General features: G+C 71.8%; 14 protein-coding genes. 7 read left to right on the top strand and 7 right to left on the bottom strand.

The features are described from left to right. Positions 1–141 precede the first annotated feature (141 nt). Positions 142–978, bottom strand: a complete 837-nt coding sequence (locus ABGA98_RS15675; RefSeq protein ID WP_347619014.1) for a siderophore-interacting protein — start codon at positions 976–978, stop codon at positions 142–144. Positions 979–1,075: 97 nt separating this feature from the next. Beyond that, positions 1,076–2,053 carry an alpha/beta hydrolase gene (locus ABGA98_RS15670; RefSeq protein ID WP_347619013.1) on the bottom strand — a complete coding sequence of 326 codons (978 nt, stop codon included), beginning with the start codon at positions 2,051–2,053 and terminating at the stop codon, positions 1,076–1,078. Between the two features lie 142 nt (positions 2,054–2,195). Here ABGA98_RS15670 and ABGA98_RS15665 point away from each other — a divergent pair, with 142 nt between their 5' ends. Genes ABGA98_RS15665 through ABGA98_RS15655 form a run of 3 tightly spaced genes read left to right on the top strand, consistent with a single transcriptional unit; the run spans position 2,196 to position 4,568 of the window. Then, complete coding sequence (locus tag ABGA98_RS15665) at positions 2,196–3,035, top strand: ABC-2 family transporter protein (RefSeq protein ID WP_347619012.1); 840 nt, start codon at positions 2,196–2,198, stop codon at positions 3,033–3,035. Further along, positions 3,028–3,816: an ABC-2 family transporter protein gene (locus ABGA98_RS15660; RefSeq protein ID WP_347619011.1), complete on the top strand. Its 789-nt coding sequence runs from the start codon at positions 3,028–3,030 to the stop codon at positions 3,814–3,816. Before ABGA98_RS15665 ends, ABGA98_RS15660 begins: the two co-directional genes overlap by 8 nt. Positions 3,817–3,818: 2 nt before the next feature. Then, complete coding sequence (locus tag ABGA98_RS15655; protein WP_347619010.1) at positions 3,819–4,568, top strand: ATP-binding cassette domain-containing protein; 750 nt, start codon at positions 3,819–3,821, stop codon at positions 4,566–4,568. Here ABGA98_RS15655 and ABGA98_RS15650 read toward each other — a convergent pair. Next, the gene (locus tag ABGA98_RS15650) at positions 4,565–5,029 is read right to left on the bottom strand and encodes a hypothetical protein (protein ID WP_347619009.1); all 465 of its coding nucleotides are present in this window, start codon (positions 5,027–5,029) and stop codon (positions 4,565–4,567) included. The two genes, ABGA98_RS15655 and ABGA98_RS15650, sit on opposite strands and share 4 nt — an antisense overlap. A gap of 139 nt (positions 5,030–5,168) precedes the next feature. Between ABGA98_RS15650 and ABGA98_RS15645 the strand changes: the two genes are divergently transcribed. Both ABGA98_RS15645 and ABGA98_RS15640 read left to right on the top strand, forming a co-directional pair. Then, positions 5,169–5,708, top strand: coding sequence for an MFS transporter (locus tag ABGA98_RS15645; RefSeq protein WP_347619008.1), 540 nt, complete (start codon positions 5,169–5,171; stop codon positions 5,706–5,708). Between the two features lie 43 nt (positions 5,709–5,751). Then, the gene (locus ABGA98_RS15640) at positions 5,752–6,480 is read left to right on the top strand and encodes a YcnI family protein (RefSeq protein WP_347619007.1); all 729 of its coding nucleotides are present in this window, start codon (positions 5,752–5,754) and stop codon (positions 6,478–6,480) included. A 99-nt stretch (positions 6,481–6,579) separates the two neighbouring features. On the opposite strand, the gene ABGA98_RS15635 is transcribed toward ABGA98_RS15640, so the two are convergent. The 3 genes from ABGA98_RS15635 to ABGA98_RS15625 are packed head-to-tail and all read right to left on the bottom strand — an operon-like array spanning position 6,580 to position 9,723. After that, positions 6,580–7,599, bottom strand: coding sequence for an ABC transporter permease (locus ABGA98_RS15635; RefSeq protein WP_347619006.1), 1,020 nt, complete (start codon positions 7,597–7,599; stop codon positions 6,580–6,582). Beyond that, positions 7,586–8,572: an ABC transporter ATP-binding protein gene (locus ABGA98_RS15630; RefSeq protein ID WP_347619005.1), complete on the bottom strand. Its 987-nt coding sequence runs from the start codon at positions 8,570–8,572 to the stop codon at positions 7,586–7,588. The genes ABGA98_RS15635 and ABGA98_RS15630 overlap by 14 nt, the downstream gene beginning before the upstream one ends. Further along, positions 8,569–9,723, bottom strand: a complete 1,155-nt coding sequence (locus ABGA98_RS15625) for a DUF2092 domain-containing protein (RefSeq protein WP_347619004.1) — start codon at positions 9,721–9,723, stop codon at positions 8,569–8,571. Before ABGA98_RS15625 ends, ABGA98_RS15630 begins: the two co-directional genes overlap by 4 nt. 126 nt (positions 9,724–9,849) lie before the next feature. Between ABGA98_RS15625 and ABGA98_RS15620 the strand changes: the two genes are divergently transcribed. Together ABGA98_RS15620 and ABGA98_RS15615 are read left to right on the top strand one after the other, a co-directional pair. Then, on the top strand, positions 9,850–10,524 hold the full coding sequence (locus ABGA98_RS15620) for a response regulator transcription factor (RefSeq protein ID WP_347619003.1): 675 nt from the start codon (positions 9,850–9,852) through the stop codon (positions 10,522–10,524). Further along, a complete protein-coding gene (locus tag ABGA98_RS15615) occupies positions 10,517–11,863 on the top strand; it encodes an ATP-binding protein (RefSeq protein ID WP_347619002.1) in 1,347 nt (448 codons plus the stop codon). The genes ABGA98_RS15620 and ABGA98_RS15615 overlap by 8 nt, the downstream gene beginning before the upstream one ends. Positions 11,864–12,202: 339 nt before the next feature. On the opposite strand, the gene ABGA98_RS15610 is transcribed toward ABGA98_RS15615, so the two are convergent. Continuing rightward, on the bottom strand, positions 12,203–13,072 hold the full coding sequence (locus ABGA98_RS15610; RefSeq protein ID WP_347619001.1) for a LysR family transcriptional regulator: 870 nt from the start codon (positions 13,070–13,072) through the stop codon (positions 12,203–12,205). Positions 13,073–13,138: the final 66 nt, after the last annotated feature.

Here is a 13,138-nt window from a genome sequence, read left to right as displayed (position 1 = left end):
GTCTGGAACACGGCACAGCACACTGTGACCGCATCCAGGCAGGCTTTCCGCATGTCTTGCATAAGCGGTATCAGAGGTAAGGCGTTCGTTCCTCCGAGGTGAGGAAGCCGTGTGACGGGAGTGGCGTCACACCCCTGAGGATCAGGAGGCGATCGCGGCCGCCTCTTCCGCCTCGACCTGGCGGTTCCAGTCCTTCTTGACCGCCCGCCAGCCCTCGTCGTCCACCCCCGCGCGCCAGTAGCCGGAAATGGAGAGCCGGTCCAGCGGGACGCCCCGCTCGAGCCGCAGGTGCCGGCGGAGCTGCTTCACGAACCCCGCCTCGCCGTGCACGAACGCGTGCACGTCGCCCTCGGGGAAGTCCAGCTCCCGCACCGCCCGCACCAGCGCGTGGCCCACGGGACGGTCGCCTCGATACAGCCACAGGATCCGCGCGTCGGCGGCGGTGTCGAGCTTCTGCTCGTCGCCGGGCCCGTCCACCTCCACCAGGACGTGCGCGAGCGCCCCCTGGGGCAGCGCCTCGAGCGAGGCCGCGATCGCGGGCAGCGCGCTCTCGTCGCCCACGAGGAGGTGCCAGCCCGCCTCGGAGTCGGGCGCGTAGCCGCCGCCGGGGCCGAGCATGAGCAGGACGTCGCCCGGCTTCGCCGCGGCGGCCCACGGCCCGGCCAGTCCTTCGTCGCCGTGCACGACGAAGTCGAGGGTCAGCTCGCGCACGTCGGGGTCCCAGGCGCGCACGGTGTAGGTGCGCAGCCGTGGCCAGTGCTCGCGCGGCATCGTCTCGCGGCACGTCTTCACGCTGAACGGCTCGGGATAGTCGACGTCTTCGTACGGGAAGACCAGCTTCACGTAGTGGTCGGTGAGCCCCGCGGTGGCGAAGCCGGACAGCCCGTCGCCCCCGAGCACGACGCGGACCATGTGCCGCGAGATCCACTCGGTCCGCAGGACGACGCCCTTATGATGATCTGCGGGCTTCTCAGCCATGCGCACAGCCCCCTGACTCAGGTTAGGTATACCTAACCTTACATGGTGTCGATCTGCCGCCGCATGCCGATCGCCGGAAAAAAGGACGCGACACTCTTCAAGCCGCCGCCGGATCCCCCAGCGAACCCGGCCGGCCGGCCACCTCCCCCAGGAACGTCGCCATGTGCCGGAATGCCAGCCGCGCCTCCGGCAGCACGTCCGCCAGGATCGGGAAGACGTGCGGCATGCGGTCCCATTCCTCGTACCTGACCGGCACCCCGGCCTGGCGCGCCCGCTCGGCAACACGCTTGCCCTCGTCGCGCAGCACCTCCGTCGACCCCGTCACGATCATGAGGGGCGGCAGGGCCGTGAAGTCGCCGTGCACCGGCGACACCAGCGGATCCCGCGGATCCAGCCCGGCGGTCCATCTGCGGGCCAGCCAGCGCACCCGGCCGGCCGGCAGCATGGGGTCCTGCCAGCGGTTCGCCTGGCGCGGAGCGTCGGTCAGGTCCGTCCACGGCGACAGGCAGATCGCCGCCGCGGGCAGCGGCAGCCCCTGGTCGCGCAGCGCGAGCAGGGTCGCCAGCGTCAGGTGACCGCCGGCCGAGTCGCCCGCGAGCACGATGTCCCCGGACTCGTGGCCGCGCCCCAGCAGGCAGTCGTAGGCGCCCATGGCGTCCGCCAGCGAGTCGGCCAGCGTGTGCACGGGCCCCTGCCGGTAGTCGAGCGCCAGCACCGGACGCCCGGCCGCCGCCGACAGCCGCCACGTGATCGGCCGGTGCGTGCCCGGCGAGCACGAGAAGTATCCGCCGCCGTGGAAGTAGAGCACCACCTTGCGCTCGTCGAGCCCCTCCCCTCCGCGCACCCACTCGCCGCCGCACGACGAGAGCGACGCCGGCGCGATCGCGACATGCTCGGGATACGGCATCTGCACGAGCCGCGCGAGATCCCCGAGCCTGGCCGCGCAGACCAGCGCCAGCGGATGGCGCATGAACAGGAGGGACGCGGGCTTCAACGTGCCGCGCATGAAACCGGTGAGCGCGCGGGCCTGCCAGCTCAGAGGGTATTCAGGAACTACGTCCCCGTCGATCCGCATATCGGTCCTCCGATACGTTCCCTTCCCCCTCTCGCCCGCTCCTACCGGCCAGTAAGCAACTGATCCCCGCAGCGCTAAAACGCGTTGCGAACCGCCGGGACCCCAACGGATAATTTCCTGCTTCTCATCGGCAGACCCGTGCATGGGTCCGGACACGTTGTGCCACCGTGTCATCACCCTCCGGAGGTGCAAAACCATACCGCTCTATGCCCGGCTCGTCCGGTACGGCTTCAGAAAACACGCCACCTACGCCGCAGCCGCGCTCGCCGGCGCCTTCACCAACAGCGTGTTCGGCATCCTGCGCGCCTACATCCTCATCGCGCTGTGGCAGGCCCGCCCGGGCCTGGCCGGCTACGACATCGCCGACGCCGTCACGTACTGCTTCGTCACCCAGGCGTTCATCGCGCCGATGCAGTTGTTCGGCGGCGGCCTCGGCATACCCGAACGCATCCGCAGCGGCGACATCGCGCTCGACCTCGTCCGCCCCGCCCCGCTCCAGGCCTGGGCCCTCGCCGAGGACGTCGGCAGGGCCGCCTACCTCTTCCTGGTCCGCGGCATCCCGCCCATGCTGGTCGGCGCGGCCGTGTTCGGCGTCGTCGTCCCCGGCGACCCCGGCAGGTGGGCGGCCTTCATGACCGGCTTCGCGCTCGCCGTCGTCGTCAGCTTCGGCTGGCGCTATCTGATCGCGCTGTCGGTCTGCTGGCTCATCGACGACCGCGGCGTGGCCGTGTTGTCGATGGTGCTCACCACGTTCTTCAGCGGCATGATGGTGCCCCTGCACATCTTCCCCGGCTGGCTGGCCGACGTCGCCAGGTCCCTGCCGTGGGCCGCCATGGTCCAACTGCCCACCGACCTCTACCTCGGCAAGGCCCCCGTCATGGAGACGCTCGCGTTCCAGGCGTTCTGGGCGGCGGTCCTGCTCGGGCTCGGCGCGCTCGCCACCAGGGCGATCCGCCACAAGGTGGTGATCCAGGGTGGTTAGCACCTATGTCCGGCTGGCCTGGACCTGGACCCGCGCCGCCGCCGCATACCCCGCCTCGTTCGCGCTGATGACCGTGCTCGGCTTCGTCACGACCGGGCTCGAACTCGCCGTGGTCCTGATCATCTTCGCCAACACCACCACCCTCGCCGGATTCTCCCGCGACGAGGTCCTTTTCCTGTACGGCGCCGCGGGCGTGTCCTTCGCCCTCAGCGACATGTTCGTCAGCAACATCGACCGGGTCAGCCAGCACATCAAGGCCGGCACCTTCGACACGTTCCTCATCAGACCGGTGAGCGCGTGGCTGCAGCTCACCGCCGACCGCTTCAACGCCAACAGGATCGGCCGCGTCCTGCAGGCGGGGCTCGTGCTCGGCTACGCCGTCGCGGCGCTCGGCCTCGAGTGGCGGCGCGCCTGGATGATCCCCGTGATGGTGGTCACCGGGTTCGTCATCTTCGCCGCGCTCTGGACGCTGGCCGGCGCGGTGCAGTTCGTGCTCACGGACGCGCCGGAGCTGGCCAACGCCTTCACCTACGGCGGCCAGCAGCTCACCCAGTACCCGTTCAGCATCTACGGCCGCGACCTGGTCAGAGGCGTGACCTACGGGCTGCCGATGGCCTTCGTCAACTGGCAACCGGGCCTGTACGTCCTGGACAGGGGCGACCCCCTCGGCACGCCCGAGTTCATGCGTTTTCTCGGGCCGGCCGCCGCGCTGGCCCTCGCCCTGGCGGCCGCGCTGGCCTGGCGGCAGGGCATCAGGCACTACCGATCCACGGGGAGTTGACCATGATCGAACTCGATCGGGCCGGGCGCTCGTTCAAGGTGAAGAGAAAATTCGTCCACGCCGTGCGGGACCTGTCGTTCACCGTGTCGCCGGGAGAGTTCGTCGGCTATCTCGGCCCCAATGGCGCCGGCAAGTCCACCACGATCAAGATGTTGTGCGGCATCCTCACGCCGACCTCGGGCACCGTGCGGGTGGCGGGCCTGGACCCGTCGCGCAGGCGCACGACTCTGGCCCGGCGGATCGGCGTGGTGTTCGGGCAGCGTACGACGTTGTGGTGGGACCTGCCGCTGGCCGACAGCTTCGAGCTGATCCGGCACCTTTACAAAGTAGATCGCAACGTGTTCCGTTCGAGGCTCGCCGAGCTGGCCGACACGCTCGACCTCGGCGCGTTCATCCGCACGCCGGTGCGCCAGCTCAGCCTCGGGCAGCGCATGCGCGGCGACCTCACGGCGGCGCTGCTGCACGCGCCCGACGTACTCGTGCTCGACGAGCCGACGATCGGGCTCGACGTGGTCAGCAAGGCCGGCATCCGCGACTTCCTCAAGCGGCTCAACGCCGAACGCGGCACGACCGTGCTGCTGACCACACATGACCTCGGCGACATCGAGCGCCTGTGCCGCCGGGTCATGCTGATCGACCATGGGCAGCTGGCGTTCGACGGGACGCTCGGCGACCTGATGGCCACGGCCCCCGACCAGTCCAGCATCGAGGACGTGGTCGCCCGCCTCTACACCGGCAGCGGCGCCACCTAGTAGTAGCTGCTCTCCGGCGTGGTCTCGTACTCCTCGTCCAGGTCGTCGTCCCGCCGCGACCAGCGCGACGGCATCAGCACGGGGATGAACAGGGCCACGCCGAGGAGGGCGAAGACCCCTGTCGTCAGCAGCGTCCTGGCGCCGGCGCCGGCCTCCCTGACGAGCTGGTGCATCGAGGGTTCGGCCGGGACGAACGACAGCGCCCTGTTCACGTCGAGCGCGTAGACGACCGTCCAGGCCAGCAGCACCATCGACGGCAGGAACGTCGCCAGCGGCGAGACCCGGCCCGCCACCACGAGGCCGACCACCAGCCCGACCGCGGCCATCGAGCCCAGCGCGATCCACAACGTCTGGCTGTCGGGTGCGGTCGCCACGGAATTTCCGGCCGCCTGCTGGACGGCCCATCCCCCACCGGCCAGCACAGCCGCCGTCACCACCACTCCGATGAGCAATCCAGCCAAGTGCCGCAACGTTTCTCACCTCAATGTCGACGTGGTGGGCACGACCCTAGCGACAAAAGCCATATTCGGCCCAGGCATTGCACAGCTTCGGCCTCAGGACCTCATACGCCCCCGCCCCGTGAGACCATGGGGCACACTCATGCGCGCGCGACTTCCCCTCAGGCTCGCGCGGACGGCCGCCTTCGCCGCCGTCTGCGTGACCCTCGCCGCCCTGGCCCACGTGCTGGGCGGCGGCGCGGCCCCCGCGCCGTGGACCGCCGCGCTCGGGCTCGCGGGCGTGTCCGCGCTGGGGCTGGCGCTGTGCGGCAAGGAGCGCTCGGCGCCGACGATCAACCTCGTGCTCGTCGGCGCGCAACTCGGGCTGCACGAGCTGTTCGCGGGCGAGGGCGCCTCCTACGTCTCGGTGCACGGCCACGCCCAGGGCGGCCTGGCCGTCGGCACCGGCATGCTGCTCACGCACCTGACGGCCACGCTGATCACGGGCCTGTGGCTCTCGCGTGGCGAGGCCGCCATCTGGTCGCTGCTGCGCCGCATCGGCCGCGGGCTCGTGCTGCTGCTCGCGCCCGCGGTCGTGCCCTCCGCGCGGCCCGCCGCACCGATCGTCCGCACCCGGGTGGTGCCGCTCCAGCCGGGCTTCCGGCACTGCGTGGCCAGGCGTGGTCCTCCACTTCCCGCCTGACCCTCTGACGCCCCATCACCTTTCGACCAAGTGGAGATTCCGCATGTCCTTCGTACGCCGTGCGGCGACCGTGCTCGCCGCCGCCACCGCTCTCACCGCCGGCCTCGCCCTGCCCGCGCTGGCTCACGTCACCGTCCAGCCCGGCACCGCCGAGCAGGGCTCGTTCACCAAGGTCGCCTTCCGGGTGCCGAACGAGCGCGATGACGCCTCGACCACCAGGATCGAGGTCTCCTTCCCCACCGACCACCCCCTGGCCTTCGTGTCGGTCAAGCCCGTGCCCGGGTGGGACGTCAAGGTCACCGAGGGCAAGCTGCCCGCGCCGGTCAAGACCGAATACGGCGACCTCGAGGAGGCCGTCACCAAGGTCGTCTGGTCGGGCGGCACGATCGAGCCGGGCCAGTTCCAGGAGTTCGAGGTGTCCATGGGTCAGCTGCCCACCGGCACCGACTCCCTGATGTTCCCGACGAAGCAGACCTACTCGGGGGGCGAGGTCGTCGACTGGTCCGAGGCCCCCAAGGCCGACGGCACCGAGGCCGAGCACCCCGCCCCGCTGCTCAAGCTCGTGCCCGCCGCCGGCGACGGGGCGGCCTCCGCCTCGCCGTCAGCGGCGGCATCCACCGCCGGGGCGGCCGCCACGCCGTCGGTCGCCCCCGTGGCGGCCGCGTCGTCGTCCGACGGGACGGCCCGCCTGCTGGGCGGCGCGGGTCTGGTGGCCGGCGTGGCCGGCGTGGTGGTCGGGTTCCTCGGCCTGCGCCGCCGCCCCACCTCCTAGCGGCCCGGCCGCGGGTCCCCTCCGCCCGCGGCCGGTCGGACCGCCCGGCGCACGTGCTCCGGCCCGGGCCGCGCAGAGCGGCCGGGCCGGGCGCGGGTGTCAGGAGGTGATGTCCTTGCCGGAGAACCTGGCCCAGGCGATCGAGCCGAACAACACGATGTACGCCCCGAACGCCAGCAGCCCCTCCCCCAGCGCCGCCGTGTCGATGGGGCTGCGCAGCACCGCGTCGAAGTTCGTGAACCGCGTCGGCAGCAGGTACGGCGTGATCGAGCCGAGTTCCGGGATCGCGCGCAGCACCTGGCAGACGATGATCAGCACGATGGTGGCGGCGATGGCCCCGATGGACACCTCGGTGAAGGTCGACAGGGCCAGCGCGACGGCGGCCAGGGCGGCCATGCCCGCGCCCACGTAGCCGACGGCGATGAGAATGCGCAGCAGCCCCTCGCCCATCGGGATCGTGGTGCCCGACAGCAGCGTCACATCCCCGGCGGGGAAGAGGGCGAGCCCGGTCGCCAGCGCCGACAGCGCCACCACCGCGGTGACGGCGTACGCGAAGACGACCGCGTTGAGATATTTGACGGCCAGCAGCCGGGTGCGCCCGGCCGGCGCGGCCAGCAGGTAGCGCAGCGTTCCCGCCCCCGCCTCGCCCGCGATCGAGTCGCCCGCCACCACGCTGACGACGACCGGCATCAGCAGCAGCACGAGGAACGAGAACGAGACGAACGTCAGCATGAGGCTGTTGCCCGCGACGTCCTCGATGATCCCGCCCATGCCGTCCTCGCCGGCCACGACCCGCAGCGCGACGCCGATGACGACCGGCACGACGCCCAGCGCGGCCAGCATCAGCAGGTTGCGCGGCCGGCGGAAGGTGAGCCCCAGCTCCGAGCGGAGCAGCCGCCAGAACGACCACGGCGTCCGGGCGGGCGGCGTGCCGGGCTCAGCGGGATGGCGCGGCCGGCGTTCGGCGCTGCGCAGGGTCTCCTTCACCGGCACGAGCCCGGGCGTGCGCCTGGTCTGCGACCCGCTCGCCGTCCCAGCCGTCGTCCCGGCCGTCGTCCCGGCCGTCGACTCTGCGGTCGTTCCGGCCGTCGACTCGGCGGTCGATTCAGCCGTCGACATCGAAGCCCTCCCCTGTCAGTCCGACGAACACGTCCTCAAGGCTGGGGCGGATCACCGCCAGCCCGCGCACGGCCACGCCCTCCCCCACCAGCGCGGCGTTGATCTGCTCCGGCGGGCGCCCGTCCAGTTCGGCCGTGACCTCCGCGCCGGATCGCCGCACGTCGGCCAGGCCCAGCGCGCCGAGCACCCGTGCCGCGTCGCCGGCGTCCGGCGTCTCCACCCGGACGCGGGCGACCAGTCCGCTGCGGAGCGAGGCGATCGTGCCCTGCGCCACGAGCCGGCCGGTCCGCATGATCGCGGCGTGCGTGCACATCTGCTCGACCTCGGCCAGCAGGTGGGAGGAGACGAAGACCGTGGTGCCGTCCGCGGCGATCTCCTTGACCAGCGAGCGGACCTCGCGCGTGCCCTGCGGATCGAGGCCGTTGGTCGGCTCGTCCAGGATGAGCAGCTCGCGCGGGCCGAGCAGGGCGGCGGCGATGGCCAGGCGCTGGCGCATGCCGAGCGAGTAGTTGCGGTAGCGCTTGCCCGCGGCGGCCGACAGACCCACGCGCTCCAGCGCCTCGGCGATGCGCCGCCCGGCGGAGCCGCCGCGCGCGGTCGGGTCGGCGGCGTCGAACCGCCGCAGGTTGGCCTCACCCGACAGGTACGGGTAGAAGGCCGGGCCCTCGACCACCGCGCCGACCCTGGGCAGCGCCTGGGCCAGGGGCAGGCCGAGCACGGAGTAGTCGCCGGACGTGGGCGCGACCAGGCCGAGCAGCATGCGGATCGTGGTGGTCTTGCCCGAGCCGTTCGGCCCGAGGAAGCCGAACACCGAGCCGCGGGGCACGGTCAGGTCGAGCGCGTCCACGGCGACCTGGCCCCCGCGGAAACGCTTCGTCAGGCCGCGCGTGACGATGGCGCCCTCCCCGGAGTCGTCCCCCGGGGGCGGGGCCGCCCCGAGAGGCGCCCCCGCTTCCTGTGTGACGGTGGTCACCTGATGCCCGCCGCCTTGGTGATCTCCTCCGGGGTGACCGGGCCGACCAGGAGGCGGCCGTCGTCGGTCAGCAGGGCCGTGACGAGCTTGGTCTTGATCAGCTTGCCGGAGCCCCACGGGCCGCTCACCGGGGTGGCGGACTTGAGCACGCTGTCGAGCAGCGCGCCCGGGTCGGCGTCGCCGCCGAACCGCTCGCCGTTCTCCGGCGTCCGCTCGGCCGTGGCCGCCAGCTCCTTCTGGTCGAACGGCAGGACCGCCACGCTCGCCCAGCCGTCGCCGACGACCTTCACGCGGTCCTTGACGTCCTCGGCCTTCTCGGCACGCTTCTCCGCCCGCTCGCCGGACTGCTCGCCGAGCGTCTTCTCCTCCACCTTGGCGCCCGCGGGCGGGGTGAAGGCGAAGTTCTCGGGCGCCGGCGGCGTGAACGTCACCTGCGTGAAGCCGACCTGGAACGCCGGCTCAGCCGAACCCTTGGCGTACACCTGGACCTGAAGCGGGACGTACGTCTCGCCGTCGAGCGCGATGCGCACCTCCTGGACCAGCGAGCCCTCCGCCTTGGGCGCCAGCACGAGCTGGTAGGCCGGGCGGCCCGCCACCTCCGCCGTGTTGATCACCCGGATGTCGGTGTACTTCTCGGCGTCGGCCAGCAGCCGCTCCGCCACCTGCTGCGGCGTCAGATCGCTCGGCTGGGGCATCGGCGTCCTGTGCTCCCGGCCGGCGCCCTCCTTGACCGTCAGCCTGGTGGCGGTGTTGGTCGAGCTGTCCCAGTACCAGCCCTGCTTCCCGTTGAGGATGAGGTTGGTCTCGTTCAGCTGGGTCGGGATGGCCAGGCGCATCTTGTCGTGGGCGCCGTACCAGACCTTCACCTCGTGCGAGCCGGACAGCAGGCTGAGCGGCGAGGTGTCGGCGGCCTGCGGCAGCGCGGGCAGGCCGAGCGACGCCGTCTGCTGGACGGTCCCGGACATCGGCGGGACGCCGCCCGCCCTGCTGTTGGCCGCCGCCGCGTCGGCCAGCAGCTGCTGGGCCGAGCGCTCCGGCAGCACGGGATCGCCGCTCACGGCGGCGATCACGGGGCCGGCGCCGATCGCCGCTCCGATGACGGCCGCAACCGCGACCGGGACCCCCCACCTCACGTACGTTCCTCTACGCATGTCACTCCTTTACCGTATGTCGATGCTCAGAGCCTGCGTCATGCATCCTTAGGCGGACCTGAGACTTTCTGAGACGGCTCTCAGCCTTCTCAGCGCCGTCTCAGCCAAGGACAGGAGAATCGCCACATGAGAGTGCTTGTCGTCGAGGACGAGCGGCGGATGGCCGCCGCGCTCCAGCGGGGGCTCCAGGCGGAGGGGTTCGCCGTGGACCTCGCCCACGACGGCGAGGAGGGACTGCACGCCGCCCGGCACGGCGACTACGACGTCGTGGTGCTCGACATCATGCTGCCGAGGTTGTCGGGCTACAACGTGTGCAAGCGGCTGCGCGCCGAGGAGAACTGGGTGCCCATCCTCATGTTGTCGGCCAAGGACGGCGAGTACGACATGGCCGACGGGCTCGACCTGGGCGCCGACGACTACCTGACCAAGCCGTTCTCGTACGTGGTGCTGGTGGCCAGGTTGCGGGCGCTGCTGCGGCGCGACTCTGGGCGGCGGCCGTCGGTGCTCGTGGCGGGCGACCTGTCGCTGGACCCGGCGCGGCGCAGGGTGGAGCGGGGCGAGCGGCCGGTCGAGCTGACGCCCAGGGAGTTCGCGCTGCTGGAGTTCCTCATGCGCAGGCGCGACGAGGTGGTGTCGAAGTCGGAGATCCTCGAGCACGTGTGGGACACCTTCGACACCGACCCCAACGTGGTCGAGGTGTACGTCGGCTACCTGCGGCGCAAGATCGACGCCCCCTTCGGCAGGAACGCTCTGCAGACCGTGCGCGGCGCCGGCTACCGGCTGGCGGGCGACGGTGGCTGACTCGCCGCTGGACTGGTGGCGGCGGCAGGGATTGCGGTTCCGCCTCACGGTGGCGGCCGCCGCGGTGCTGGCGCTGGCGCTCGCGGTCTCGGCGTCGGTGCTGCTCAGCGTGCTCGACCGGGCCCTGATCGACACCGTGGACGAGTCGACGAGGGCGCAGGCGCAGGCCGTTCGCGTGGCGGCCGACGCCGGGACGCTCACCAGCCCGATCACCACCCACGACGGCACGATCGTGCAGGTCATCGACGACCGCGGGCGGATCACGCACGTCACGTACGGAGCCGACCGGCTGGTGCCGCTGCTCGACGCGGAGGCCAGGGAGAAGGTGCTGGCGGACGGGCAGGCCACGCTGCTGGACGGGCGGCCGTACGCGATCCCGGGGTTCCTGCGGGTGATCGTGCTGCGCGCGGACCGCGGCCAGACCGTGGTGGCGGCCAGGCCCGTCAGCGAGATCCAGACGAGCCTCGGCACGGCGGCCAGGGTGCTGTTCGTCGGCACGCCCGCGCTGGTCGTGCTGCTCGCGGTGGCGAGCTGGCTGATGATCGGCCGGACGCTGCAGCCGATCGCCGCCCTGCGCAGGGGCGCCTCGGAGGTCACGCACACGGCCAGGTCGCGGCGGCTGCCGGTGCCGCAGTCGCGGGACGAGGTGCACTCGCTGGCCACCACGCTCAACGACATGCTGGCCAGGCTGGAGGAGGCGGAGCAGCGCCAGCGGGCGCTGGTCGCCGACGCCGCGCACGAGTTGCGCAGCCCGCTGGCCAGCATCCGGCTGCAGCTGGAGGTGGCGCTCGGGCATCCGGACGGCCAGGACTGGCAGGAGACCGCCGAGGGCGTGCTCGAGGACACGATGCGGCTGTCCAGGCTGGCCGAGGACCTGCTGGCGCTGGCCCGCCTGGACGAGCGCGGCGGCGTGCCCGCCAGGCGCGAGCCGGTCGACCTCGACGAGGTGGTGCGCCAGGTCGTCGACCGGTACGGCGAGGCGCGGCTGACGGTGTGCGACCCGGTCGTGGTGCGCGGCGACGCCCTCGACCTGAGCCGGGTGCTGACGAACCTGATGGACAACGCGGTACGCCACACCACCTCCAAGATCGAGGTGGCGCTGACCGCCGACGGCGTGCTGACGGTGACCGACGACGGCCCCGGCATCTCCGAGCAGGACCGCGATCGGGTGTTCAACCGCTTCACCAGGCTCGATTCCGGGCGCAGCCGCGACGAGGGCGGCGCCGGCCTCGGGCTGGCGATCGTCCGCGAGACCGTGCGGGCACATGGCGGCACGGTCTCGCTGGAGGACGCCGGCCCGGGGTTGCGGGCCGTGGTGCGGCTGCCGGTGTCCCGCTAGGCCTGTCCCGCCGGACCTGAGCGGCCACGGCCCTGCCGGGGCCGGGTGCGCGTGTCAGGCGGCGCGGGTGGTCCTGCCGGAGCCCTGCGCCGCGTCGTACGCGAGGACGCCCACGTCAGGCGTGCTTCGCCGGGGACTGCCTGGACGGCGTCTGTCACGTGCCGGGAAGGCACACGCCGGCGGGGTTCCGGGAGGTGCTGGGGATCAGGGGCCGGCGACGACGTCGTCTGCGGCCTTCAGGGGCCCTGCAATGGCGCGGTGTGCTCGCCGGGCCCCCGGGCTCGGATGATCCGGGCCCTGTCGGATGGACGTGGAGGGAAATGGAGCGTTCCGAAGTGGTCAGGCGGCGGTCCCCTTCTCTGCGGTGGTCAGGAAGTCCTGGGCGATGAGCGGCAACCGGCGGCGGGCGTGGACGACCGCGATGACCCGGCGCACGGCGGGGTCGAGCGAGCGCACCACCAGACCGGCGCGACCGGCCTGTTCGGCCATGCCGCGATACCACAGGAGGGACGCCTGGCCGGCGCGTACCGCGTTGAGCCAGCCGTTGCGCTCGTCGGTTTCGAGCACGACGACGGGCGTCACCGCGAACTTGCCGAACATCGCGTCGAGTTCCCTGCGGCGCAGGCTGCCACGGGCGGGCAGCGCCAGGCGCATGCCGTTCAGCTTGCCCATCGGCACGGGGTTGGGGAGTTGGAGCCCGGGCGGGGAGATCAGCACGATCTCCTGGCGTTCGAGCGGGTGGGTGATGAGGTCGGTGGGCACGGGGAGATCGGTGAGCCCCAGATCGGCCCGCTGATCCCTGATGGCGCTGACGACGCCGTCACGGCCGTCGCAGCGGACGATGTGCACGCGCACTCCCGGGTGGTGTGCCGCGTAGGCGGGCAACAACCGCCCCGCGAGACCGGGTTCGAGGCTGGGTGTGGCGGCGATGCGGAGCTCGGCCTCGGTGGTCCCGGCCTGGTTGGCCAGTCCCTCGATCTCGTGAACCGCGTCGAGTGCCTCCCTTGCCAGCTTGACGACCCGGCGACCCTGCGCGGTGACGACCACGCCGCGGCCGGAGCGAGCGAAGAGCGTCATGCCGAGCTCTCGCTCCAGATCGCGAATCGCGCGGGAGAGCGCGGGTTGCGCGATGTAGAGCGATCTTGCCGCGTCGGTCATGGTGCGGTGCTCCGCAGTCGCGACCACATAGCGGAGCTGCTGGAGATTCATGCCAAAGAAGCTAGGACACCACCTGCCGTCGGGACCGAAAGATAGCGGAGATCACCTCGAATGATT

The sequence above is a fragment of the Nonomuraea sp. B1E8 genome, from assembly GCF_039871515.1.
In the GTDB taxonomy this organism is placed as follows: Bacteria; Actinomycetota; Actinomycetes; order Streptosporangiales; family Streptosporangiaceae; genus Nonomuraea.
This window is presented reverse-complemented; position numbering and strand designations above follow the sequence as displayed.

Excerpts from the sequence above, each read along its gene's own strand:
- ABGA98_RS15610 (WP_347619001.1), bottom strand. The coding sequence starts at position 13,072 with ATGAATCTCCAGCAGCTCCGCTATGTGGTCGCGACTGCGGAGCACCGC.
- ABGA98_RS15640 (WP_347619007.1), top strand. The coding sequence starts at position 5,752 with ATGTCCTTCGTACGCCGTGCGGCGACCGTGCTCGCCGCCGCCACCGCT.
- ABGA98_RS15625 (WP_347619004.1), bottom strand. The coding sequence starts at position 9,723 with ATGCGTAGAGGAACGTACGTGAGGTGGGGGGTCCCGGTCGCGGTTGCG.
- ABGA98_RS15670 (WP_347619013.1), bottom strand. The coding sequence starts at position 2,053 with ATGCGGATCGACGGGGACGTAGTTCCTGAATACCCTCTGAGCTGGCAG.
- ABGA98_RS15645 (WP_347619008.1), top strand. The coding sequence starts at position 5,169 with ATGCGCGCGCGACTTCCCCTCAGGCTCGCGCGGACGGCCGCCTTCGCC.
- ABGA98_RS15620 (WP_347619003.1), top strand. The coding sequence starts at position 9,850 with ATGAGAGTGCTTGTCGTCGAGGACGAGCGGCGGATGGCCGCCGCGCTC.
- ABGA98_RS15665 (WP_347619012.1), top strand. The coding sequence starts at position 2,196 with ATGGGTCCGGACACGTTGTGCCACCGTGTCATCACCCTCCGGAGGTGC.
- ABGA98_RS15675 (WP_347619014.1), bottom strand. The coding sequence starts at position 978 with ATGGCTGAGAAGCCCGCAGATCATCATAAGGGCGTCGTCCTGCGGACC.
- ABGA98_RS15635 (WP_347619006.1), bottom strand. The coding sequence starts at position 7,599 with ATGTCGACGGCTGAATCGACCGCCGAGTCGACGGCCGGAACGACCGCA.
- ABGA98_RS15655 (WP_347619010.1), top strand. The coding sequence starts at position 3,819 with ATGATCGAACTCGATCGGGCCGGGCGCTCGTTCAAGGTGAAGAGAAAA.